At 52.6% G+C, this 22,666-nt stretch carries 27 protein-coding genes; all 27 read right to left on the bottom strand.

Annotated elements, in window-relative coordinates; all coding sequences use genetic code 11:
- Positions 1-193: 193 nt before the first annotated feature.
- Positions 194-697 (bottom strand): endolytic transglycosylase MltG, encoded by a 504-nt coding sequence (locus KXG62_RS02635; protein WP_218090374.1) that lies wholly within the window; start codon positions 695-697, stop codon positions 194-196.
- The gene (locus KXG62_RS02640; protein ID WP_218090375.1) at positions 684-1,292 is read right to left on the bottom strand and encodes a DUF6115 domain-containing protein; all 609 of its coding nucleotides are present in this window, start codon (positions 1,290-1,292) and stop codon (positions 684-686) included. Before KXG62_RS02640 ends, KXG62_RS02635 begins: the two co-directional genes overlap by 14 nt.
- 25 nt (positions 1,293-1,317) lie before the next feature.
- Positions 1,318-1,638 carry a hypothetical protein gene (locus tag KXG62_RS02645; protein WP_218090376.1) on the bottom strand — a complete coding sequence of 107 codons (321 nt, stop codon included), beginning with the start codon at positions 1,636-1,638 and terminating at the stop codon, positions 1,318-1,320.
- Between the two features lie 46 nt (positions 1,639-1,684).
- Complete coding sequence (locus KXG62_RS02650) at positions 1,685-3,094, bottom strand: flagellar assembly protein A (RefSeq protein WP_218090377.1); 1,410 nt, start codon at positions 3,092-3,094, stop codon at positions 1,685-1,687.
- Between the two features lie 26 nt (positions 3,095-3,120).
- Entirely contained in the window at positions 3,121-3,903 is a 783-nt protein-coding gene (locus KXG62_RS02655) for a FliA/WhiG family RNA polymerase sigma factor (protein WP_218090378.1), read from the bottom strand.
- Positions 3,904-3,920: 17 nt separating this feature from the next.
- Positions 3,921-4,343, bottom strand: coding sequence for a hypothetical protein (locus KXG62_RS02660; RefSeq protein ID WP_218090379.1), 423 nt, complete (start codon positions 4,341-4,343; stop codon positions 3,921-3,923).
- Positions 4,344-4,346: 3 nt separating this feature from the next.
- Positions 4,347-4,841 carry a chemotaxis protein CheD gene (locus KXG62_RS02665; protein ID WP_218090380.1) on the bottom strand — a complete coding sequence of 165 codons (495 nt, stop codon included), beginning with the start codon at positions 4,839-4,841 and terminating at the stop codon, positions 4,347-4,349.
- The gene (locus KXG62_RS02670; protein WP_218090704.1) at positions 4,838-5,446 is read right to left on the bottom strand and encodes a chemotaxis protein CheC; all 609 of its coding nucleotides are present in this window, start codon (positions 5,444-5,446) and stop codon (positions 4,838-4,840) included. The genes KXG62_RS02665 and KXG62_RS02670 overlap by 4 nt, the downstream gene beginning before the upstream one ends.
- 15 nt (positions 5,447-5,461) lie before the next feature.
- Positions 5,462-5,923: a chemotaxis protein CheW gene (locus KXG62_RS02675; RefSeq protein ID WP_218090381.1), complete on the bottom strand. Its 462-nt coding sequence runs from the start codon at positions 5,921-5,923 to the stop codon at positions 5,462-5,464.
- A 165-nt stretch (positions 5,924-6,088) separates the two neighbouring features.
- Positions 6,089-8,152, bottom strand: coding sequence for a chemotaxis protein CheA (locus tag KXG62_RS02680; protein WP_218090382.1), 2,064 nt, complete (start codon positions 8,150-8,152; stop codon positions 6,089-6,091).
- A gap of 130 nt (positions 8,153-8,282) precedes the next feature.
- On the bottom strand, positions 8,283-9,407 hold the full coding sequence (locus tag KXG62_RS02685) for a protein-glutamate methylesterase/protein-glutamine glutaminase (protein ID WP_218090383.1): 1,125 nt from the start codon (positions 9,405-9,407) through the stop codon (positions 8,283-8,285).
- A gap of 48 nt (positions 9,408-9,455) precedes the next feature.
- Positions 9,456-10,328: a MinD/ParA family protein gene (locus KXG62_RS02690; RefSeq protein WP_218090384.1), complete on the bottom strand. Its 873-nt coding sequence runs from the start codon at positions 10,326-10,328 to the stop codon at positions 9,456-9,458.
- The gene (gene flhF, locus KXG62_RS02695; RefSeq protein ID WP_218090385.1) at positions 10,321-11,715 is read right to left on the bottom strand and encodes a flagellar biosynthesis GTPase FlhF; all 1,395 of its coding nucleotides are present in this window, start codon (positions 11,713-11,715) and stop codon (positions 10,321-10,323) included. The genes KXG62_RS02690 and flhF overlap by 8 nt, the downstream gene beginning before the upstream one ends.
- The gene (gene flhA, locus KXG62_RS02700) at positions 11,712-13,745 is read right to left on the bottom strand and encodes a flagellar biosynthesis protein FlhA (RefSeq protein ID WP_218090386.1); all 2,034 of its coding nucleotides are present in this window, start codon (positions 13,743-13,745) and stop codon (positions 11,712-11,714) included. Before flhA ends, flhF begins: the two co-directional genes overlap by 4 nt.
- 27 nt (positions 13,746-13,772) lie before the next feature.
- Positions 13,773-14,858, bottom strand: coding sequence for a flagellar biosynthesis protein FlhB (flhB, locus tag KXG62_RS02705; RefSeq protein ID WP_218090387.1), 1,086 nt, complete (start codon positions 14,856-14,858; stop codon positions 13,773-13,775).
- Positions 14,859-14,873: 15 nt separating this feature from the next.
- Entirely contained in the window at positions 14,874-15,653 is a 780-nt protein-coding gene (gene fliR / locus KXG62_RS02710) for a flagellar biosynthetic protein FliR (protein WP_218090388.1), read from the bottom strand.
- Between the two features lie 11 nt (positions 15,654-15,664).
- Positions 15,665-15,934, bottom strand: a complete 270-nt coding sequence (gene fliQ, locus KXG62_RS02715; protein WP_218090389.1) for a flagellar biosynthesis protein FliQ — start codon at positions 15,932-15,934, stop codon at positions 15,665-15,667.
- Positions 15,935-15,959: 25 nt separating this feature from the next.
- Positions 15,960-16,724 (bottom strand): flagellar type III secretion system pore protein FliP, encoded by a 765-nt coding sequence (fliP, locus tag KXG62_RS02720; protein ID WP_218090390.1) that lies wholly within the window; start codon positions 16,722-16,724, stop codon positions 15,960-15,962.
- Positions 16,721-17,356, bottom strand: coding sequence for a flagellar biosynthetic protein FliO (locus KXG62_RS02725; RefSeq protein ID WP_246627266.1), 636 nt, complete (start codon positions 17,354-17,356; stop codon positions 16,721-16,723). The genes fliP and KXG62_RS02725 overlap by 4 nt, the downstream gene beginning before the upstream one ends.
- Before the next feature lie 56 nt (positions 17,357-17,412).
- Entirely contained in the window at positions 17,413-17,775 is a 363-nt protein-coding gene (locus KXG62_RS02730) for a response regulator (protein WP_218090391.1), read from the bottom strand.
- Between the two features lie 34 nt (positions 17,776-17,809).
- Positions 17,810-19,126: a flagellar motor switch phosphatase FliY gene (gene fliY, locus KXG62_RS02735; protein WP_218090392.1), complete on the bottom strand. Its 1,317-nt coding sequence runs from the start codon at positions 19,124-19,126 to the stop codon at positions 17,810-17,812.
- Positions 19,116-20,114 (bottom strand): flagellar motor switch protein FliM, encoded by a 999-nt coding sequence (fliM, locus tag KXG62_RS02740; protein WP_218090393.1) that lies wholly within the window; start codon positions 20,112-20,114, stop codon positions 19,116-19,118. Before fliM ends, fliY begins: the two co-directional genes overlap by 11 nt.
- A 43-nt stretch (positions 20,115-20,157) precedes the next feature.
- Positions 20,158-20,634: a flagellar basal body-associated FliL family protein gene (locus KXG62_RS02745; protein ID WP_246627267.1), complete on the bottom strand. Its 477-nt coding sequence runs from the start codon at positions 20,632-20,634 to the stop codon at positions 20,158-20,160.
- On the bottom strand, positions 20,635-20,856 hold the full coding sequence (locus tag KXG62_RS02750; RefSeq protein WP_218090394.1) for a flagellar FlbD family protein: 222 nt from the start codon (positions 20,854-20,856) through the stop codon (positions 20,635-20,637).
- Between the two features lie 59 nt (positions 20,857-20,915).
- Positions 20,916-21,749 carry a flagellar basal body rod protein FlgG gene (gene flgG, locus KXG62_RS02755; protein ID WP_218090395.1) on the bottom strand — a complete coding sequence of 278 codons (834 nt, stop codon included), beginning with the start codon at positions 21,747-21,749 and terminating at the stop codon, positions 20,916-20,918.
- A gap of 88 nt (positions 21,750-21,837) precedes the next feature.
- The gene (locus KXG62_RS02760) at positions 21,838-22,224 is read right to left on the bottom strand and encodes a TIGR02530 family flagellar biosynthesis protein (protein WP_218090396.1); all 387 of its coding nucleotides are present in this window, start codon (positions 22,222-22,224) and stop codon (positions 21,838-21,840) included.
- Positions 22,221-22,661: a flagellar hook assembly protein FlgD gene (flgD, locus tag KXG62_RS02765; RefSeq protein WP_218090397.1), complete on the bottom strand. Its 441-nt coding sequence runs from the start codon at positions 22,659-22,661 to the stop codon at positions 22,221-22,223. The genes KXG62_RS02760 and flgD overlap by 4 nt, the downstream gene beginning before the upstream one ends.
- Positions 22,662-22,666: the final 5 nt, after the last annotated feature.

Raw genomic sequence — 22,666 nt, forward strand, 5'->3', positions numbered from 1 at the left:
GTTCCTCCGCCAATCGCATCTTCGCGGTAAAACTCCCTACGGGAGCACCCTTACCGGAATTGATTCGCGTGTGGTTTTTAACACCGTCAATTAATATATCATAACTGACATAGGGATGCAACACCTTGTCGAATACGATGTCGAATCACCGGGAAAGCAAAGATCAGATCCGCGAAAAACCGGATCTGATCGTTTACTGCGCCGTTATGATGGCAATCACTTGCTGCAGATTTTGCGGTCCCTTGAACGCATGAAGCCCGCTGACGATTTTATCGTTCAACTGCTTCTTGACCATCTCGTCCTCGAACGCCTTGCGGTCCGTGATGACGCCGCTTTGGTACAACAGGTCGGCAACCTGGTAGGAGACAAGTCCTCTCGATATATAAATGTACGTTTCCTTTGGCGAAGCCGGCGCCTGGGCGGCAAGCTTGTCCTTTTCTTCCTTCAGCTTCTGCTGAACAGCCGAATCCAGCTGCTGCTGGCTGTACAGCTTCTCCGATTTGTCGAATACCTTATAATAGCGGGATGCCGCTTCCTTCAACTGCTTCTGATCCAAATCTAGTACTGTGGTCTCCGGAATCGCCGATTCGGGCATGGCGTGGCCGCCTGGAGAGGCCGCATTCATCAACTGCAGCAGGACGGCACCCAAAATGAGGCCTGTGCCCAGCCCATAAAGAAGCGATTTATTCGTGCGCATACGACCGCTCCTCCTGTTTGGCGAGCTGCAAAATCAGGCTCACTTCGCCTTTATTCATGTTCAGCTTCCTGGCGATGAACTCCGTAGACCTGCCCTGCTCATACAGCTGCAGCAGTTCGCGGTAGCGATCCCTGATGTGGAGCGGGGCTTCCGGCGGCTCGGCTGCCGCGCTCTCCTGTTCCGACCAGGCGGCGGTGAGCAGCGCGGCGGCTTGTCCGGCGGATTCGGAGCGTCCGGTCCCCCTTGCCTCCGGCTGCACCTCAAGAACGCCGCCGCGGTGCTGAAGCTGCTCCTGGAGGACGCCGATCCGACCGAGTTCCCCCTGCAGTCTTTCGTTTTGCTTCTCCAGCATTTCTACGCGCGAAGCCAGCATGGTGGAATACTGCTCGTACTCCTTCCTTGTATCGCCGAACATTTGAATGAGCGCTTTGTTTTGTTCCTCCAGCTCCGCGGCGAAATGATCCATCGTCGCTTCCACCTCGGTAAGCATCTGTTCATCGCGTCTTGCGGCCGGCGCGCCGTTCTTCGGCATGATTTTGGCATACACGATCAGAAGGAGTCCGAACAATACAATATAAACCCATGGTTTATCCATCAAGCTTCACCTGTTTCGTTGCAAATTAGAGCGATAAATCGATGTGACGCCCCTTATACGGATGCTCGCCGGCTGGCGGCGATTTCTTGTCTTCGGAGGCTGCTTCGGCTTCCCGGCGCTTGCCGGACCGCCCCTCTTGCTGGCGGGAGCCGTCGTCTTTGATCGAAGCCCGGTCCGTCTCTTCCGCCTTCCCGCTCACTTGTCGCTCCTTGACGGTATTTTTGTCTGCGGCGTCCGATAAAACCGCCTGATCCTGTACAGGCTTCTGCATCAACTGATGCTGCTTCAAGCCTGCCTGATCGTTTTTGTGAATCGCAAACTGCAATTCGACCGGTTTCAAACTCATGCCTCAACATCCCTCCCGCTGCCGGATGACCGTGCACTTTTATACCTTATATATAAGGAAGCATCGCGATGTCGCCGTCAACTAACTGAAATTTGACGCGCGGCGAAGTGTCTTTAATAAATTTCGTGTACCGGCCGATGACGATCTTCGTACCGCCATAGACGTTGGCGAACACTTCGACTTTCGCTTTGTCCGAATCTTCGAGCGATTTTTCGATTTCCAGCATCCGTTCTTTGGACGACGTCAATTCTTCGACGACTTGCTTTTTCGTATGATTCAGCTTGATCCGCATGGCTACTTTGTCGGGGCCGAGCTGTCCGGCTGCCGCCAACTGGTCGAGCAAGGTGAGCGCTTTCTCGGTTTTGTCCAGGTTATCGCTGAGCGATCGAAGCGTGATCCTCAGCTGCTGCAGCTCGTTGCGCAGCTCGGGCAATACGCCGACTTCGATGACGGTAACGGTGGACATCGAGTTGCCGATCGTTCGGCTCGCAACCAGCTCCCCCGCCTGAATCATGCCGCCGACGATCAAACCCTTCGTCCCTTTGCAAATGACGTTTTTGCCGGACCGGATATGCGAATGCATGATGCTCTGCGTCACCAGCACCTCTTCGTCGGCTTCTACGGTTGCATCCTGTATGAAGGAGCATTTCACCCGTTTACCAGCGCGAATGACGCTCTTGTTATGTCCCAGTATGCCCGAGGTGATCTCGATCGAACCGCCGGCCTCCAGCTCGCCTCCGTCAACGTTACCCGTAATGCGAATATCGCCGGCAGCCTTCACCTTGAAGCCCGTCAGCACGCTGCCGCGGATGACGACCGAGCCGACGAATTGGATATTGCCAATTTTATAATCTACATCCCCATTCACTTCGTATATCGGAAACACATTGATCTTATCACGGTCCGTCTTCGTGACCATGCCGTCAATCGCCGCATAAAGCGCCAATTGTTCCTGATCGGTCACGACGTTTTTTCCCAGCTTGAAGCGCGCTTCCTTCCCGTCCCTGGCAAACAGCGTTTCCCCGGTGACCGCGCGTCCCGGGGTGCCCTGCGCAGCCGGTGTCCGCTGGCCGATCAGCTGCCCCTTGCTGACGTTGTGAATCGAAGTGACTTCCTTGAAATCAACCGTACCGTCGCTGAGCTCCACCGGTTTTTTGGAACGGTCATCCAGGTCGTACAGCAGCTTGATGTATCCGTCCTTTCCATCCTGAGGCGGCTGGCCGGTAGCAATCAGCGTGCGCGTTAAAAAGAACGGCTTCGGATCTTTCACGATCGCATCCAGCTTTTCCTCGTCAAGGCCGAACACGATATGGTACGAATTCAAGAAATCGTCAAGCTGATCTCTGGTTAATTGCAGAGACGGATCCCCATTCATAAATTCCACATAAGCCTTCAGCTTGTCGTCCGAGAGCGTGATGTCCATATAATAGCTCAATGGCATCGCTAAATCGCTCATCTGATCCCCGCCTTTCCTAAACACCATTAGTCATGAAACAACTGCACCTTGTAACGGCCTAAAGAGCCTCTTAACCGTAAAATCGCTTTGGAGTGCAGCTGCGATATTCTGGATGGAGAAAGATTCATGACTTCGGCGATTTCACTCAAGGATAACTCTTCGTAATAAAAGAGCGACACTACGGTTCTTTCTTTTTCCGTCAATTTATCGATGGCTTTGGCCAACGTTTCTTTCAAATAAAACTCGTTTACTTTCGACTCGGGGTTTTTCGCTTTCTCGTCAATCAGGAGGGACAGTCGCGTTTCCGAATCTTCCTCGCGGATCGGCTCGTCAATCGAGCACACGGTCGTCACCGCAATATCCTGTACCATCTGCTGAAACTCGCTCTCGCTGACGCGGAGGTATGCGCTGATCTCGCTGTCGGTAACGGATCGCAAATATTGCTGTTCCAGCTGCTGGTACGCTTCTTCGATTTTTTTGGCTTTCTCCCGGACGGATCGCGGCACCCAATCGCCTTGGCGGAGGCTGTCGATCATAGCGCCGCGAATGCGCCAGGAGGCGTACGTTTCGAATTGAAGCCCGCGCTGGTAATCGAACTTTTCAATCGCATCGATGAGGCCCATAACGCCGCAGCTGGTTAAGTCTTCCTTGGATATGTTTTTCGGCAGTCCGATGGAAAGCCGTCCCGACACGTAATCGACAAGCGGTAAGTACGTTTCGATCAATGTCTTCTTCGAAGCAAGATCTCTCTCCTCCCGCCACGCTTTCCAAACATCCATATTCGATAAGTGAGTTTTTTGTCCAATCATGCCCGTCGACTCCCCCCTTATTCTTCAGACATTCGTCGGACGACCTGTGCGAGATCTTCTGGTCCCGCAACCCCTTTGGTCGTAAGCTTCGGCGGATTCAGAGGCGAGAATTCCACGCCGGGTGAAGCCCCATTCGCATTCATCGACTGCTTCAGCAGGTGATGAAGCTCTTCTTCCTCGTCAGGCGTCAGCGCGTCCACAGCGGTTCCTTTCCCTTCTTCTGCATCGGACGTTTCGTTATCAAGAACGGGAAGTCCGTTCAAACCGGCGAATGTGCCTAGCAAATAACGGAATCCGAAGACAAGAACAAACAAGAACACAAAGCTGTACAAGCTTCTAAGGAACGTCGTCAGCCAAATGTTGCTGCTCATTGACAAAAGAAACGTAAAAATGAATGCGACGCCGCCCACAATAAAGTTCCATCGAATCGATCCGATCATAGTTTACAATTCCTTCACTCCGTGTTGTACGCTGCGTATCAAGAGAACGCCCGTCGTGCAATCCAATTCGATCGTACGTCCGTAATTCGCCCCCGTATCCTCCCCTTTGACGGGAATCGCAAACCGCTGCAGCTGTTCTTTGCACGATTCCACATTCCGTGGACCGATGCGCATCGTGTCGGTCTGATTGCCAAAGGCGAACATTTGTGCCCCTCCGGCCAGCTTGGCCACCGTCCGCCGCGTCTGAGCCCCGAGCGCTTCCATGAGGCGAATCAGCTCGGGAATCGCGGTATCCGCGTATTTGGCAATATTCAGTGCACCTTCCCTGGCAATCTCCGAGCTCGGCAGCATGACATGCGCCATACCGGCTACTTTGGCGTGCGCATCGTACAGAGCAACCCCGACACAAGAGCCGAGTCCCGTCGTTTTGAGCACGCCGGCCATACTTGCAACATTCAAATCAGCCATCCCCACCTTAATGAAGCTGTCCTGGATCATGGCTGCACACCAAGGGCAACGAATATTTTACCGATCGATTCCGGGTCCGGAATGAGGAAGAAATGCCCCTTCATCTCATCCGGTCCATCCAAAAACTTCGTATCGATCAGCAGCGCCTGATCTCCCATATGTCCGAATTGAAGCACGCCGTAGCTCAATATCGCGCCCGCCATGTCGATGGCTAGAGACGGAACGGTAGGTGACATTTGCAAACGGGTAAAATCGGCCAGCGACGTTAAGTAAGAGCCGGCCAGGATGTTGCCGATCTCGGCAAGGGCAGATATTTCCAGCTCGCTGTACTCTTCGCCTTCGGCAACGTCGATTCCTGCAAGGCTGCGGAGCAGTTTTTTGGACGATTCGAACGTCAGAATGAAGAATAAATTGCCCGGCGTATCACCCTCGACCCGGAGGAAAATGGCGATCACGACCTGCTCCGGGCCTCCAACGCTGTCTGCAATTTCTTCAAAAGGAACAATCCGCACGCTGGGGACGAGCATATCTACCGGTTTATCCATTAGTTTGGACAACGCGGTAGCTGCATGACCGGCACCGATGTTTCCGATTTCCTTGAGCACGTCCATATGAAATTCGGCAAAATTGTTCATATCTTCCACAAAGCGTTACCCCTCTATTTGCTCTAATTGAACGATCTCGCTCTTGTTCAGCACTTCGTGCAGGTTCAGGAGCACAAGCAGACGGCTGTCGCCTACCTTGGCGATGCCCCGCAAATATTTGGCTTTGATGCCGCCCACAATTTCCGGTGGATCTTCGATCGTATCCGAATCGACGTCGATAACGTCATTCGCGGAATCGACGATGAGCCCCACTTCGATTTCGCCCACAGAGACAATGATGACCCGCGTATTCTCGGTATAATCGGCTTCCGGCAGACCGAAACGCCCCCGCAAGTCGATAACCGGCGTCACAACGCCGCGCAAATTAATGACACCTTTCACAAAAGCGGGTGTCTTCGGCACGCGCGTCATCGGCAGCATCCGCTCGATCGTTTTGACGCTGTCCACCTCTACCCCGTATTCCTCATGCGCTAGGGCAAATACGATTACTTTCAGTTCTTGTCCCATGGTTCAGCCTCCTATTGGAAATAGCTTCTGACCGAAGCTTATTCGATGAAGATACTTTTCGTGTCCAAGCTGACGCTTTTCTTGAAAGATCAGAAAGCTGAACCCCCGGTTCAAGCGTGTACTTTCTGATCTTATACACTATCGTTCGATCGCCGGTTAAGGCGGTTATTTAATCAGTGCATTCGTATCGATGATGAGCGCCACTTGCCCGTCCCCGAGGATCGTACCGCCGGATATCGCAAACAGCCCCGTTAAATATTTGCCGAGCGACTTCAGTACGATTTCCTGCTGTCCGATAAACTCGTCGACTTTCAGCGCTGCGATTTTATCCCCTTTGCGGATGATGACAAGCTGAATATCTTCGCCATCTGCGCTGTCTGCGCCGCCCGGCACCTCGAACAGCTTGGCCAGCGGAATTAGCGGCACGACACTGTTGCGGTACTCGACCATCAAGGAGCCGTGCACGGTGCGAAGCTGCTCTTTTTTGATCGCCATCGTCTCGACGATGGAGGTCAGCGGAATCGCGTATTTCTCGCCTGCCAGACGAATCAGCATGGCGGAAATAATCGATAGCGTCAGCGGAAGCTGTACGGAAAACTTGGAGCCTCTGCCCCATTTGGAGGTTACTTCCACATGACCGCCGAGGCTTGCGATTTTCGTCTTCACGACGTCCAGGCCGACGCCGCGTCCGGAGATGTCGGAAATTTTGTCCGCGGTGCTGAAGCCCGACGCGAAGATTAGCTGGGTGATCTCGGCTTCGGTCATTCGGGAAGCCTGCTCTTTGGTCAGGACGCCGTTCTGGATGGCTTTGCTCAATACTTTCTCGTGATTTACGCCGCGTCCGTCTTCCTCGATTTCGATAAATACGTGGTTGCCGCTGTGGAACGCGCGCAGGTGGATCGTCCCTGTCTCCGGCTTGCCTGCGCTGATCCGTTCCGCGGTCGGCTCGACGCCGTGGTCGACGGCATTGCGCAGCAGATGCACTAGCGGATCCCCGATTTCGTCGACCACCGTCCGATCCAGCTCCGTTTCCGCGCCGGTAATGATCAAATCGACTTTTTTATCGAGCGATTTGGCCACGTCGCGAATCATCCTTGGGAACCGGTTAAATACGGTGTCGACTGGAACCATCCGCAATTTCAGCACAATGTTCTGCAAATCGCTGCTGACGCGCGCCATATGCTCCACGGTTTCCGTCAGCTCGTTCCTGCGGATTTCGCTGGCAAGCTGCTCCAGGCGAACCCGGTCGATCAGCAGCTCGCTGAACAAGTTCATCAGCGTGTCCAGGCGATCGATATCGACACGGATCGTCCGGTTCGATACGGCCGCTCCCCCGGAGGCAGCCGGCTTCTTCGCCTCTGGCGCCTTGGCGGTTTCTGCTTTGCCCTGCTGCACCGCAGGCGAGGCGGAAGGAGCGGACGGCTTCGTTTCCGCGGCAGCCGGTTTCATCAACTCGTCCAGCTTCGCCTCGTCGAGAACGGCAATTTCCACTCGCTCGATTTCGGAGACGCTCGACAGCTGCTTCTCCAGCTCGTTATAGTCCGTTTGCGATACGAAATACACGACGAACGAACGGTCGAATTTTTCCTGTTCGATGTCTTCGACCGGAGGATTCGCTTTAACGACCTCCCCGTTCTGCTCCAGCACATTGAATACCATATAGGCGCGTGCCGCTTTCAACACGCAATCCTCGCGTACCGTTACGCCGATCCGCATCGCCATCATGCCCGCTTCAATCGTCTGCTTCAGGATCGAATATTGAAATTCATCCAACTCGGCTCCCGCACTGGCTGTAGAACCTGCCCCCGACGCTTTGCCTCCGGCAGCCGCGGCGCCGCCTTTCAAATAGTCACCGGAAACGACGGATTTGAGCGCGGTGACGATATCGGAAACGTCCGCTTGTCCAGTGCCGCCTTGAATAATATCTTCCACCATCGATTCGAGCGCATCCAGACTTTTGAACAGGCAGTCGAAAATAAATGAATCCATCGCCAATTTATGATTGCGCACAAGATCCAGCACGTTTTCCATCTCGTGCGTAAGCGAAGCCAGATCCTCGAAGCCCATCGTGGCGGACATCCCTTTCAGCGTATGCGCCGATCGGAATATATTTTGCACGATAGCAATGTCTTCCGGACTGTTCTCCAGCCCGAGCAGATGCTCGTTCATCGCCTGCAGATGGTCTTTCGATTCGTCTATGAACATCGACAGGTATTGATTCATTTCCATATAACCCACACCTCCGTCAATAATCGTTGCTATGTATGATTAGCGGAGAGTCCAAGGTCGAGCTCCCCGATAATGATCAATTTTATTGTGGCAAGAACTCCGAAGCCTGCCGATGCGGATATCGTCGCTGTCAGGATGACTGGATTACGGTTTGTACCAGATGGCCGCATATATCTTGCTGCGGCAAAATATGCGTTACGCATTTCAGTTCGACGGCTGCACGCGGCATTCCGTATACGATGCAAGTACTCTCTGCTTCGGCTATCGTCGTTACGGCGCCGGAGCGCTTCAAGGCCTGCATCCCTCTGGCTCCGTCCGATCCCATGCCCGTCATGAGGACGGCGTGGCGCTTCAATTCCTTGAGCGGCAGCAGCGACTCAAACAAGACGTCTACCGAAGGACGATGGCCGGACCGAGGGTCCTCCTTGGTCAAATGAATCCGGTAGGCGCGCGCCCCATTGCGGGCGATACACATATGGTAACCCCCGGGAGCGACGTAAGCCGTCCCCGCCTCCAGACTCATGCCGTTCTCCGCTTCTACCACCCGCAAATGCGAGATGGAGTCCAGACGCTGCGCCAGCGATCGGGTAAAGTTAGGCGGCATATGCTGTACGATGACCACCGGCGCGGGAAACTGCTCCGGAAAACCCGATAGCACTTGATGCAGCGCACGCGGACCGCCTGTTGACGTGCCGATGGCGATCAAATGCTCGAACCCCGCAGTCCGCTCTCGTACGGATGGATCCGCACTCCCATTCGCCGTTTCCTTCGCTTTGAATACCGGCTTCGGTGTCGGCTTTGGCCTTGGCGCGAGCTTCGGAGCCGGCGCGATTGGGCTGGCAAACTGCCTGGCTTTCGTTTTTACCGCCATATGCAGCTTCTCCAGCAGGAGCCGCTTCACTTTGTGCAAATCTAGCGAGATCGAGCCGGACGGCTTGCCGACAAAATCGACAGCGCCGGACTCCAGCGCCTGAATCGTCTCTTGCGCGCCTTCCTGCGTCAAGCTGCTGAGCATAATGACAGGAACCGGATGTTCTTGCATTATGACACGCAGCGCTTCCAGGCCGTTCATTTCCGGCATTTCGATATCGAGCGTAACGACGTGCGGGTTAAGCCGCTTCACCATCTCTACGCCTTCTTTGCCGTTCCTTGCGGTACCGACGACCCGAAACGCCGGGTCGTCGGAAATGAGATCGGATATGATTTTTCTCATAAACACCGAGTCATCCACTACCAGCACGTCAAAGGGCTGCATCGCCATCACTCCTCTTTGTTGTCCAATTTTCCGGCTAGCGGTCGATACTCACGGTTTAAGAAGCTTGATCATTTTGTTCAAAAACCCTTTGACCGCGCCGCTTTGCGCTTCGGCCGGCAACTGCTTCGCAAGGAAATCGTCCGCCAGCTCGTCGATCGCTCGCGAAGCCTCGCAGGAAGGATACGCAATCGTGAACGGAATTTGCCTTTTGACCGCCTTGGATACGTTTCGATCATCCGCAACGTACCCGAGGGTCGGAATATCGAGCTGCAAGAAGCGCTTGGCAACCATGCTGATTTTTTCAGCTGTCTGCCATCCTTCCCGCCGGTCCGCGACCCGGTTGACGACAAGGCGAAACGGAATGTCATGATCCATCGCATGCACCATTTTGATGATCGCGTAAGCATCCGTAATCGAAGTCGGCTCCGGCGTCGTCACGACGATCGTTTCCTCCGCCGCCAAAATAAACTTCAGCGTTTCTTTGGACAGCCCTGCGCCCGTATCGAAAATAATATAGTCGACGTGCCCGTTTAGCTGGCCTACTTGATCGGCGAAATCGTCAAGCTGCTCCTCGGTCAACCGAATCAGATCCTGGAATCCGGAGCCGCCGGCGATAAACTGAAGCCCTTCCGGACCGGTCTGAATGATTTCCCAAATCGTCTTTTCTTTTTTTAGTAAATGATACAAATTGTACTTGGCTGTCATGCCCATCAACACATCGATGTTGGCAAGTCCGATATCCGCATCGAACACGAGCACCTTGAACCCTTTTCGCTGCAAGGCTAGCGCAAAGTTAAGCGTGAAGTTGGACTTGCCGACACCTCCCTTGCCGCTGGTCACGGTAATGATCCTTGTTGATTTGAGAGGCTGCGCATCTCGGTTGCTGATCAGATTTCGAAGCCTTTGCGCCTGATCATTCATGTTGGTTTTCCTCCAAAATCAAATCGATGATTTGCTCCTCGTTCAGCTCGACGATATCGTCCGGCACATTTTGCCCGTTGGTCGTATAGGAGGTCTGCAAACCGTGATCGCGTATCAGATTGACAATCGCCCCGTACGAATCGGTCTCGTCCATCTTGGTGAACAACACCTTGTCCAGCTTGAAATTGCTGAAGTTGTTCGTTATGGCGCTCATATCTTTATATTTGGTCGTCATGCTCAGCACGAGAAATGTCTCGCTCTTCCGTTCGGAATGCAGCAGCGCGTTCAGTTCGGATACATACATTTCGTTGCGGAAGTTTCGGCCGGCCGTATCCATGAAGATCAAATCGCAATCCCGGAGCCGTTCGAACGCCTGGGTTAAATCAAGCGGTGAGAAGACAACCTCCAGCGGCACATTCAGTATCGTGCCGTAGGTCTTGAGCTGCTCGACTGCGGCGATCCGGTACGTGTCGGATGTAATGAAGCCGACTTTGCGGCGGTGCTTCAGCACCTGCTCTGCCGCGAGCTTGGCGATCGTCGTCGTCTTCCCGACGCCGGTCGGTCCGACAAAATGAGCGATGCGCGTATCCGGCGCGATCACTTTCTTGCCTCGCGGCTGCAGCAGCTCGCGCAGTTGACGCCGTATCGACCGAACCGCGAATTCGGCAGTCAGCGGGACGTCCTGCGCCTTCGCTTCTTCGGCGGCTGCGGCCAGCAGGTGCGCGGCGTAGTCCCGGTCAATTTCCTGCTCGATCAATCTTCGCTCGATCCGCGCCAGCTCCGGATCTACGGAAGGCGCCGCGTTCTGCGAGCCCGACAACTGCTGCATCAATTGCTTCATCTGCTTGATTTCCTCAAGCAGCAAGTCTTCTCTGCCCGGCGGCGTCTCTTCCCTGAACTCCTTGACCGCGACAGTGCCTTTCTTTGCCGCAGCGGCGGCATCGCGAAAAGCGGACCGCAGCACAGGAATGTCAGCCATAGCAGGAGCCAGTGCAGGCTCTGGGGCTGCGGCCGGCGGCAGCACATCGGGTACTTCCGGAAAAGCAAGCGGTACCTTCTCTTCGCGCTGCATTCCGTAGGCCGATGCCGCCGCCTGTCTCGACGTCTTCGGCGCTGCCGCCATGACCGTCGCCGCCGGATTGGCCGGCGCAGTTGTCGGTTTCATCGGCGCCGGCGCAGTTGTCGGTTTCATCGGCGCCTGCGCGCCGCCGGAAGCGGCGGTGTCCGTAGCTGCGATGACTTCGATTTTCTTTTTAGCGAACAATCCGAGAAAGCCGCCCGACCGTATCTCTTTCGTATTTAAAATAACTGCGTCTTTCCCCAGATCGGTTCTAATTTTTTGAAGGGCATCCGGCATCGAGTCTACAACATACCGCTTTACTCTCATAAATTCACAACCCCCATGCTTTGGATTTCGACATTCGGCTCGAGCTCACTGTAGGACAATACCGGAATATCCTGCATCGTTCGTTCCATCAGCTGTCTCAAATACATGCGGATTGTCGGGGATGTCAGCACAATCGGCTGCTGCCCCGCCTGCAATAGTTTGGTTACCTGATCGGTAATTTTCTGATAAATGAGCTGCGTGGAACTCGGGTCCAGCGCCAGATAGCTGCCCTGATCTGATTGTTGAACCGACTCGGCGATCTTTTTCTCCAGCGTCGGACCGACAGTAATGACTTTCAAGGAATCGCCGCTGGTCGTGAACTGCTGCGTAATTTGGCGGGAGAGCGCCTGCCGCACGTATTCGGTCAAAATCTCCGGATCTTTCGTATAGGTTCCGTAATCCGCCAGCGTCTCGAGAATGGTCACGAGATCGCGCACGGAAATTTTCTCTTTCAGCAGCTTCACCAGCACTTTCTGCACATCGCCCGTCGAGAGAATGCTCGGAATCAGATCGTCGACAAGCGCCGGATAGTTTTCCTTAACATTCTCGATCAACGCCTTCGTCTCCTGACGTCCAAGCAGCTCGTGTGCATGCTTCTTGATGATTTCCGTCAGATGCGTCGCCACGACCGACGGCGGATCGACTACGGTGTAGCCCGACAGCTCCGCCCGTTCTTTCGTCGCTTCGTCAATCCAGAGTGCCGGCAGCCCGAATGCAGGTTCCACCGTGTCAATGCCCGCAATGGATTCATCCTCGATGCCCGGGCTCATAGCGAGGTAATGGTTCAGCAGCAAGTCGCCGCGGGCGACCGTATTGCCTTTGATCTTGATCACGTACTCATTGGGTCGCAGCTGGATGTTATCGCGAATCCGGATAACCGGCACGACAATGCCCAGCTCAAGCGCGCACTGGCGGCGGATCAGGATGATCCGGTCCAGCAAATCGCCGCCCTGCTGCGTATCCGCAAGCGGAATCAGGCCGTAGCCGAATTCGAATTCGATCGGGTCTACCTGCAGCAAGCCGATGACACTCTCGGGGCTGCGCACTTCTTCAATCTGCTGCTCTTCTTCAAGCTGCACTTCCTGCTCTTGTCTGCGGGCCATCGTCTGCTGCATTTTAATAGAAGCAAACACCAGCAAACCGGCAATCGGAAACGTAGTGAAGAAATGGATCGGCGTAAAAATGCCAAGCGCGGCGATCGTGCCGGCCACAATATACAGCAGCTTCGGATACAAGAAAATCTGCGACGTCAAATCGGATGCCAGATTGCCGTCGGAGGCCGCTCTCGTAACGATAATGCCGGCTGCCGTGGAGATCAAGAGTGCCGGAATTTGACTGACCAGACCGTCGCCGATCGTCAGAATCGAGTACAGCTCTCCAGCCTCGGCCAGCGACATGCCTTTCATCGCCATTCCGATGACGAGACCGCCGAGGATGTTGATGAGCAGCATAATGATGCCCGCGATCGCATCGCCTTTGACGAATTTACTCGCTCCGTCCATGGCGCCGTAGAAGTCGGCTTCCCTGGCGATTTTTTCCCGCCGCTCCTTCGCTTGATGCTCATTGATGAGCCCTGCGTTCAAATCGGCGTCGATCGCCATTTGCTTGCCGGGCATGGCATCGAGAGTAAATCTCGCCGCGACCTCGGCAACGCGCTCAGAACCTTTGGTAATGACGATAAACTGCACCAATACCAAAATGATAAAGACAACAAAACCGACGACGATGTTGCCTTGGGCTACGAACGAACCAAAGGTTCTGACCACATTGCCGGCATCCGCATTCGCCAAAATATTTCTTGTCGTCGAGACGTTCAGCGCCAAGCGGAACAGCGTGGTAATCAGCAGCAGCGACGGGAAGATGGAGAACTGCAGCGCATCCTGCGTGTTCATCCCCACCAAAATAATCATGAGCGCAATCGATATATTGATGATCAAAAGGACATCCAGCAGCCAAATCGGCAGTGGAACAACCATCATAAGCACGATACCGATAATACCGATCAGCACGACCAAATCTCTCGCTTTCATGCCGATGCCCCCTTTCATGACGAATTATTATTTGCCTTTCATTTTGTACACATATGCTAATACCTCGGCCACCGCTTGGAACATGTCAGAAGGAATCGACTCGCCGATTTCCACTTGAGCATACAGAGCCCGGGCCAGCGGTTTGTTTTCCATCGTTATAATGCCGTTATCTTTGGCAACCTGTTTGATTTTGAGCGCAATGTAATCGGTCCCTTTGGCAATGACCGTCGGGGCCTGCATTTTGCCGGCGTCATACTGAATGGCAACGGCAAAGTGCGTCGGGTTGGTGATGACGACATCCGCTTTCGGCACCTCCGCCATCATGCGCTGCAGCGCCATCCTGCGCTGCTTCTCACGGATTTTCCCTTTGACGAGCGGATCGCCCTCCGACTTTTTGTATTCATCCTTGATATCCTGCTTGGACATTTTCAAGCTTTTTTCATGCTCGTACTTCTGGTATATATAATCCAAAATCGCCAGCACGATCAATACAAACCCGATTTTGATTCCGAGCCGAAGCGTAACGGCCGAAGCGTAAATAATAATTTCCTCGAGCGGCAGACGCGCCAGCTGCATGATATGCTCTCTCTCGCCCCACAGCGTCTGGTACACGACGATGCCGATAATCGTCATTTTCAGCATCGACTTCAGGAAATCGACCACCGCGCGCAGCGAGAATAGCTTTTTCGCACCTTCCAGCGGGTTGATTTTACTGAACTTCATCATGAGCGGATCGCCGGTCATCAAAAATCCGATTTGCAAATAGTTGCCGAGCACCGCAATAACGATCGAAATCAGAAAGATCGGCCCTAAAATCAGCAGCATCTGGAGCGAAACCGTCTCGAACAGCACCATGATGTTATTCATGGACAAATTGAGCGTTAAAAAGTTGTAAAAAATCGATTGAAAGAGCGACACCAGCTTCTCTTTCATATAGCCGCCAAGCAGAAAGAACGATAGAAACGAGAAAAACAGGATGAAGGCCGCCGGCAAATCCATGCTTTTCGCGACTTGGCCCTTTTTTCTGGCCTCTTGCCGTTTTTTCGGCGTCGCGGGCTCCGTTTTTTCCCCGGAAAACAGCTGCAGATCCAGTTGTAAGCGAAAAGACGACACAGCCGTTCCTCCGTTCTACGTTCTGAACAAACCGAAAAAATTTCCGACCGAATCGATCATGGAAGCGAACATATCTTTGAAAATCAATTCATAGCCGGGAAACAGCAGCAGCAGCAGCAAAAAACCGACGATGATCTTGATCGGAACCCCGACCACGAAAATATTGAATTGCGGAGCTACTCTCGCCAGCAAGCCAAGCCCCAGATCTGTTAGAAATAAGGCGACAACGATCGGTGCAGCCAGCTGAAAGCTTAAATAAAATACGGATGAAAACGTTTTGACCATGAATGTCCATAATTGACCGTTCGAATTTTTGACAAACAGCTCGTTGTCTAGCGGAATCCACTCATAGCTTCGCATGATGCCTTCAAGCAAGTAATGGTGACCGTTAAACGTCAGGAACAACAGAAGCGCAATGACATATTTGAAGTTCCCGATAATCGGGCTTTGCGCGCCTGTCATCGGATCAATCACGTTCGCGATGCCGAACCCCATCTGAATATCGATGAAAGCGCCGGCAATCTGGACGACCGTGAAGAACATGTAGGCGATAAAGCCGATACACAGACCGACCAGCAGCTCGCGAATAATCGCCAATATATAAAGCGAGTCCATAGCGGCCGGCATGTTCGTTCCGAAACCAAAGTATGCGATGAACGATACGAAGAATGCAAGCCCAATCTTGAACTGCCCGGGCACGTTCTGTGCCGAAAATACGGGCGAAAGAATAAAAAACGAACCGATCCGGCAAAAAAACAGCAGAAATCCAGGCAAATATTGCGTAACCCAATCCATCAACCCACTACCTATCCTACGTATTTGTAGAGATTATTCAACAGGTTATAGGTAAAGTCGGCCAGCGTCGTCAATATCCAAGGACCGAAGATAAGCAGTGCCAGTAGGACGACGACAATTTTCGGGACGAAGGCAAGTGTCTGTTCCTGGATTTGCGTCGTTGCCTGAAATACGCTGATGATGAGACCGACGACGAGCGCCAGCACCATCATCGGGGCACTTGCTTTTAACGTCGTGTAGACCGCTTCGCCGGCCAATCGGATAATGAATTCCGAACTCACATTATTTCTCCCCCTGACGGCCCGTTTATGTGTTGTAGCTTAACAAAAGTGACCGCACGACCAAATACCAACCATCTACGAGGATAAACAGCAGCACTTTAAACGGCAGTGAAATCATGACAGGCGGCAGCATCATCATCCCCATCGCCATCAACGTACTGGCCACAACCATATCGATGACGAGAAACGGGATAAAGATCATAAACCCCATCTGAAACGCCGTCTTCAGCTCGCTGATCGCATAAGCCGGAACTAGCGCCGTTAGCGGCGTATCCTCCACTCCGCTGGGCGGTGCCGCCTTGGAATAATCAAGGAACAGCTTTAAATCCTTTTGCCGCGTGTGCTGAAACATGAATTTCTTCATCGATACGGATGCTTTGTCCAGCGCCTCCATTTGCTGAATCTGACCTTTCAAATAAGGCTGGACGGCCGTTTCGTTAATTTCCCCGAAGGTCGGCGCCATGATGAAGAAGGTCAGGAACAAAGCCAGTCCGATCAGCATCTGGTTTGGCGGCATTTGCTGCGTGCCGAGCGAAGTCCGTACAAAACCAAGAACGATGACGATTCTCGTGAAGCTTGTCATTAAAATCAGGATCGACGGCGCGATGCTGAGTACGGTCACAAGCAGCAGAATCGTGATCGTACTGGATGCCCCCTCCGGGCTGTCCGAACCGCCAATATCGATATTGATACCCGGGATCGGATCCGCTGCGTGCGCGTGAAGCGGGAGCGCCAACAACAAGGACATCAGAACGAGCAACTGCATATAACGAATGCGCCTTGTTCTCATTTGTCATTCAACCGATCCGTCTGGTTCTCTTCCTGCAGCCATTCGTCCATTTGTTCCTTACGGACTTTCATCCCTTGCATTTTCTTTTGAAACACCTGTTGAAACGTCGCTGTCATCTCAAGCTCCTCTTCTGCCGCAGGTTTGTTCCGAAGCTTACCCAGCCAGCCTCCAAGCGTCTGGAAGGCTGGTCCGGTATAAGACGTCCCCGGGTTCATCATCTCTATAAGGGCCGCCGCTTCCTGTTCATCCGATATTTTCTCAAGCAGCTGAATATTATCGCCGACGCCTACGATATAGAGCGATTTGCCGATGACCACGACTTGTATTGATTTGTTTTGTCCGAGCGGTAATCCCCCAATGGAGCGGATAGAACGTCCGGATAAAAATGTAGATTTTTTAGCCAAGATCTTCACTATGACGAAAAAAATGCCGATAATAATGATAAGGAAAAAAAGCACTTTTACAATCATCATGAACGACTCCGCTGTGCCACTCCCCGTTAATGTACCCGGAGAATTCATAAAGCCGGTGTCCGGCGAGCCCGTCCCCGCTTCCCCATAACAAACAGCAGCCTTTGCTGTTTGTACCCACATGAAAACGGCTGCCGACAGCTTGGTTGCGAGTTTTTTCAAGGTTCACATTCCTTTCAGGCCGTGTCTCTTTTGCGGGTACGCCGGTTTCCCATTCATTATCCCAATGTTTTCTTGATTGCTTCGATGACGCGATCGGCCTGGAACGGCTTGACGATAAAGTCTTTGGCGCCGGCCTGGATCGCATCGATAACCATCGCTTGCTGCCCCATTGCGGAGCACATGATGACTTTGGCGTTAGGATCGATTTTCTTGATTTCTTTCAACGCATGAATGCCGTCCATTTCAGGCATCGTAATATCCATCGTAATCAGATCGGGACGAAGTTCTTTAAATTTCTCGATCGCTTGTGCGCCATCGTTTGCCTCGCCACAAACCTCATAACCGTTTTTCGTCAAAATGTCGCGGATCATCATTCTCATAAAAGCTGCGTCGTCTACAATTAAAATCCGGTTTGCCATGGGTTATTTTTCCTCCTAAGCGATTGCTTCGTTATTATTGTAATTTTTGAATACGATCCCACTGATTCACAATATCGGTAACGCGTACGCCGAAGTTTTCATCGATAACGACGACTTCGCCTTTCGCGATCAGCTTGTTGTTCACCAAAATATCCACCGGTTCGCCCGCAAGCTTATCCAATTCAATAATGGAGCCTAAGGAAAGTTCCAAAATATCTTTGATGACTTTGTTCGTGCGACCGAGCTCCACCGTTACTTTGAGCGGAATATCCAGCAGCAGATTCAGGTTCGTATCTTCCACCGGCGGGATGTTCCCTGGAGTAAAATTGGAAAATTGAGCAGGCTGTACATTGACATTGCGTCCAGTCGGAACGCCGTAAGTTGCCGGCTGCGCTGGCGGTTGCTGGTACATCGGTTGTTGATACATCGGCGGCTGCATCGGTTGCTGATACATGGGTTGTTGGTACATCGGCTGCTGATACATCGGTTGCTGCTGCATCGGCGGCTGCTCATAGATCGGCTGCGGGAACGGCTGCTGGTACATCGGCTGTTCCTGCATCGGCATTTGCGGCGGCACGGCCGGAGCGGGCGGTGCTGTCTGCGGAACCTGCGCCTGACTCGCGGCGGCCGGTTGTGCAGGGGCAACATCTTCCTGAATATCAGTGTCTCCCATCAGTATAGACACCATCTCTTTGGCAAACGTTACCGGCAGCAGCTGCATGATGGTCGAGTCGATCAAATCTCCAATCCTCAGCCTGAACGAAATTTTGATGAATACATCTTCCTGCGGCAGGTTGGATGCCCCTTCGCCCTCAGCCAAATTCAAAATATCGATTCCGGGAGGCGAAATGTTGACAAATCGATTGAATATAGTCGACATCGACGTCGCCGATGAGCCCATCATCTGATTCATCGCTTCCTGAACGGCGCTAATATGAATTTCCGACAGTTCCATATCTTGACCGGTCCCGTCTCCCCCCATCATCAAATCGGCGATCACTTGCGCGTCGCGCGTCTTGATGACCAGCAGGTTGATGCCGTCGAACCCGTCTACGTAATTGACGTGAACGGCTACATGCGGCTTCGGAAATTCCTGTACGAGCTCTGTCCGTGCGATGATGGATACTTTCGGCGTTGTAATGTCTACTTTTTTCCCCAGCAGCGTTGACAAAGCGGTCGCCGCGCTACCAAACGTAATGTTGCCGATTTCGCCCAGAGCATCCTGCTCAAGCGAAGACAAGTAATCTTCCACATGAGGCGTAAAGCCAGACCCCGAGGAAATGCTTTCGGAAGACTGCCGCAGCAGGGCATCGATCTCCTCTTGAGACAAATAATCTTTGTTATTCGTCATGTTCTTCTGCTCCTTCATTGACAATCTCGCTTATTTGCACAGCCAGCTTTCCCCTCGTCGTTCCCGGGCTGCCGTGAAACTTAAGCCGTTCGCCGATCCGTATATCAAGCGGTTCATCGACGGATTTGTTCAGCGTTATCACATCGCCGGTCGCAAGCGCCAAAAATTCGCGGACCGAGATTTGCGAACCCCCAAGCTCGGCGATGATCGGCAGCTTCGCTTTATGAAGCCTGGAGCGCAGCGCCGTCACTTCTTCCGGAACGCTCGTTTTCTTCTGGGAAACGAACCAGTGGTGCACCGATAACCTCGGCATAATCGGCTCGATGACGACATGCGGTATACAAAGGTTGATCATGCCCGTCGTATCGCCGATTTTGGTGCTGAGCGATATGAGCGCAATCGTTTCGTTGGGAGAAACGATCTGAATGAATTGCGGGTTCGTCTCCAGCGCCTCGAGCCGCGGCGACAAATCGACGACCGATCTCCACGCCTCTTGCAGACTTTCGAATGCCCTGCTGAAAATTCGCTCCATCACGATCGTTTCGATCTCGGTTAACGAATTGATCTTGGGCGGCGACGTGCCCCCTCCGCCCAGTAAGCGATCCAGCATCGCAAACGCGACGTTCGGGTGTACTTCCAGCACCATTCTTCCTTCCAGCGGCTCCGCTTCGAAAATATTAAGAATGGTCATCTTGGGAATCGACCGAATAAATTCGTCGTAAGGCAGCTGCTCGACCTGAACCACATTGATCTGCACAAACGTTCTCAGCTGAGCGGAGAAATAGGTCGTCAAATATCGGGCAAAGTTCTCGTGAATTCGAGTCAAGCTCCGGATATGATCCTTGGAGAAACGTACTGCTCGCTTAAAATTGTAGGTGCTGACCTTTCGGTTCGTTTCCTCTTTCTTGAGTTCCTCCGCATCCATCTCGCCGGAGGATAGGGCGGCGAGCAACGCATCGATTTCATTCTGCGAGAGTACATCTACCATCAGCGTCACCTCCTTTTATTCGTATCTCATGGCATGCTTGACACTATTGAATGACGATGTCCGTGACCAAAATTTGGTTCAGCTTCCCTAGTGAGAGAAACGGATTCATTTTATTCATGAGGGTCGAGGTCAAATTATCAAAGCCTTTGCTTCCCGAAACTTGCTCCGGCGTCATATCCGCCAGCGTCTGCACGACGATCGCCTTCATTTTGGAATCCAGCTTGTCAAATTCGTCTTTCGCCTTCTTGTTTTCGAGTTCAAATGCGATGCTCACTTTAACAAATTTGCTGCTGCCGGCTAAATTAGTCAATATGTCTTTCATGACCGTGGTGTTTTCCTTGACTTGATCCGGCGTCAGTTTTTTTGGCGCTTTCACTTCTCGCGCCGAGTTTTGCGCTTGTTCCTGCAAATTTTGACTGGATTTGTCCATGTAATTCAACAGGACGAATGCTGCGGTTAATATGAGCGTGATTGCGATCAAGATCGCCACGACCATGATGAAGACTTTGCTCTTAAACAACTACGACCCCTCCGAATTCAAGCTCTTTAACGTACTACTCACGAGACCGATCGACTGGAAAAAACGCTGTACGGCTTCGGTCACTTCGGGCACCGTCTCCAGCACCATAAATTTTTTGCCGATGATCAGTGTGATCATCGTGTCCGGCGTTTCCTCGATCGATTCGATCAATAGCGCGTTGACCGTAATTTGTTTTCCATTAAGCCGCGTGAGCCGAATCATCAGCTATCCTCCAAACTGGCGTGAAATCGGGGAGGCGCCGAACCTCCCCACTGCTTCTATTATCGTTTCAGGTTAACAACCTCTTGGAGCACTTCGTCAGATGTAGTAATAATCCGGGAGTTCGATTGGAAGCCCCGCTGAGCGACGATCATCTCCGTAAACTCCGAAGTCAAGTCTACATTGGACATTTCAAGCTGTCCAGCGACAATCGCGCCGGTGCCCATGGCGATGTTATTGGCTCGTGCATCGTCGCCGGTCGGCAAATCATCCGTGTTGGAGTTCGGCGTCGTACGATAAAGATTTCCGCCTATTTTATCGAGACCCGCCGGGTTGGGTACTTTCACTACCGCGATAAAACGGGCGCTCGGTACGGATTCACCGGCTTCGTTGACGGTTACAATTTCACCGTTGCTCGAGATGGAAAATGCAGTTACAGTTCCGAGGTCATCCAAATCGATGACCGCACCATCAGAATCAAGAACAAACATGCCGTCTGCCGTGACAAGTTGATTATTCGCATCGACGACAAAGTTCCCCGCACGCGTTAAATAAGGTACTTCTTGATCTTCCGTGCTTTTTACGGTGAAAAATCCGTCCCCGTCAATTCGCAAGTCCGTCGGCACGTTCGTTGTCATCGCACTGCCTGGCGTATGTATCGTATCAATCGCACCGACAGTTACACCCAGTCCGATTTGTTTGGAATTCATACCGCCTGTCGGCGTGTCCGTCGGTCCCGTTACACCAGCTACCGTCTGGCTCAAAATATCTTTGAACATGACGCGGCTCGATTTAAAGCCTACTGTGTTTACGTTGGCGATATTGTTGCCGATGACGTCAAGCTTCGTTTGAAAGCCTCTCATCCCCGAAACGCCGGAGTATAGCGATTTTAGCATAGGCTTGCTGCCTCCTATAATGATTAATAACGGCTGCTTCCGTCGATCCGCAGCCTTGGGCCTCCGATTCGGGCCAGCCCTGTATGTTCTACGAAATGATCATGGCGCTGTCGATTTGCGTAAATACGTTGTCTTTCATAGAATCGCTGTCGATCGCCGTGATGACGGTCCGATTCTTAATATTGACGATCAGCGCCGTATCGTTAATCAGCACCAACGAATCTTTAGCGCCTTTCGTAGCCGCTTTGTCGATCGCCGATTGGATCTTTGCAAGCTGTTCCGGCTGAAAGCGAATGCCGCGCTGCTTCAGCCTTTCTTCCGCATGATGGCTGAACCGGACATCAAGCTGCTGCTGGAGCAATTGGTCGAACGTCCCGGCCGGCTGCGATGTGCTGCCGCTGCTGCCGGTCCGCCTGCTCGCGGGCGACGAGACGGCGTTCGGATACAATTGGCCAAGCGTTATTCGATCCGTCATTGACTGGCCTCCGGATTCGAAATTTCGCTGATTTTGCTGAGCGGCACTTCTTCCCCGCCGATTTTGACCAGCTGTTCGCCGTTTTTCATGACGATCGAATCGACGATTCCCGACTGTATCGTCGTATTGCCAGTATCACTGCTCCAGGTTACGTTTTTCCCGATCAATCCCGAAGCAAATCCAAGCGATTGACGCAGAAGCTTCATTTCGCTATTCATGTTAGTAAGCTGCTCCACCGACGTAAACTGCGCCATTTGGGCAATAAATTCTTTGTCCTGAAGCGGCTGCGTCGGATCCTGATTTTGCATTTGCGTCATCAAGATTTTTAAAAACTGATCCTTCCCCAGCTCGTTGTTCTTGCCGGTTGCCGCTCGCTGAACATTGCTCTTATCGTAATAAGGCCATACGTTTTTGGTACTGATGATCGAATCGGACATCGTTT

Source organism: Paenibacillus solanacearum (genome assembly GCF_910593845.1).
GTDB lineage: Bacteria > Bacillota > Bacilli > Paenibacillales > NBRC-103111 > Paenibacillus_G > Paenibacillus_G solanacearum.

Bases quoted from the DNA above. Each gene is read 5' to 3' on its own strand.
- KXG62_RS02635 (WP_218090374.1), bottom strand. From the start codon at position 697: ATGCGCACGAATAAATCGCTTCTTTATGGGCTGGGCACAGGCCTCATT.
- KXG62_RS02640 (WP_218090375.1), bottom strand. From the start codon at position 1,292: ATGGATAAACCATGGGTTTATATTGTATTGTTCGGACTCCTTCTGATC.
- KXG62_RS02645 (WP_218090376.1), bottom strand. From the start codon at position 1,638: ATGAGTTTGAAACCGGTCGAATTGCAGTTTGCGATTCACAAAAACGAT.
- KXG62_RS02650 (WP_218090377.1), bottom strand. From the start codon at position 3,094: ATGAGCGATTTAGCGATGCCATTGAGCTATTATATGGACATCACGCTC.
- KXG62_RS02655 (WP_218090378.1), bottom strand. From the start codon at position 3,903: ATGATTGGACAAAAAACTCACTTATCGAATATGGATGTTTGGAAAGCG.
- KXG62_RS02660 (WP_218090379.1), bottom strand. From the start codon at position 4,343: ATGATCGGATCGATTCGATGGAACTTTATTGTGGGCGGCGTCGCATTC.
- KXG62_RS02665 (WP_218090380.1), bottom strand. From the start codon at position 4,841: ATGATCCAGGACAGCTTCATTAAGGTGGGGATGGCTGATTTGAATGTT.
- KXG62_RS02670 (WP_218090704.1), bottom strand. From the start codon at position 5,446: ATGAACAATTTTGCCGAATTTCATATGGACGTGCTCAAGGAAATCGGA.
- KXG62_RS02675 (WP_218090381.1), bottom strand. From the start codon at position 5,923: ATGGGACAAGAACTGAAAGTAATCGTATTTGCCCTAGCGCATGAGGAA.
- KXG62_RS02680 (WP_218090382.1), bottom strand. From the start codon at position 8,152: ATGGAAATGAATCAATACCTGTCGATGTTCATAGACGAATCGAAAGAC.
- KXG62_RS02685 (WP_218090383.1), bottom strand. From the start codon at position 9,407: ATGCAGCCCTTTGACGTGCTGGTAGTGGATGACTCGGTGTTTATGAGA.
- KXG62_RS02690 (WP_218090384.1), bottom strand. From the start codon at position 10,328: ATGAATGATCAGGCGCAAAGGCTTCGAAATCTGATCAGCAACCGAGAT.
- flhF (WP_218090385.1), bottom strand. From the start codon at position 11,715: ATGAGAGTAAAGCGGTATGTTGTAGACTCGATGCCGGATGCCCTTCAA.
- flhA (WP_218090386.1), bottom strand. From the start codon at position 13,745: ATGAAAGCGAGAGATTTGGTCGTGCTGATCGGTATTATCGGTATCGTG.
- fliR (WP_218090388.1), bottom strand. From the start codon at position 15,653: ATGGATTGGGTTACGCAATATTTGCCTGGATTTCTGCTGTTTTTTTGC.
- fliP (WP_218090390.1), bottom strand. From the start codon at position 16,724: ATGAGAACAAGGCGCATTCGTTATATGCAGTTGCTCGTTCTGATGTCC.
- KXG62_RS02730 (WP_218090391.1), bottom strand. From the start codon at position 17,775: ATGGCAAACCGGATTTTAATTGTAGACGACGCAGCTTTTATGAGAATG.
- fliY (WP_218090392.1), bottom strand. From the start codon at position 19,126: ATGACGAATAACAAAGATTATTTGTCTCAAGAGGAGATCGATGCCCTG.
- fliM (WP_218090393.1), bottom strand. From the start codon at position 20,114: ATGGTAGATGTACTCTCGCAGAATGAAATCGATGCGTTGCTCGCCGCC.
- KXG62_RS02750 (WP_218090394.1), bottom strand. From the start codon at position 20,856: ATGATTCGGCTCACGCGGCTTAATGGAAAACAAATTACGGTCAACGCG.
- flgG (WP_218090395.1), bottom strand. From the start codon at position 21,749: ATGCTAAAATCGCTATACTCCGGCGTTTCGGGGATGAGAGGCTTTCAA.
- KXG62_RS02760 (WP_218090396.1), bottom strand. From the start codon at position 22,224: ATGACGGATCGAATAACGCTTGGCCAATTGTATCCGAACGCCGTCTCG.
- flgD (WP_218090397.1), bottom strand. From the start codon at position 22,661: ATGTCCGATTCGATCATCAGTACCAAAAACGTATGGCCTTATTACGAT.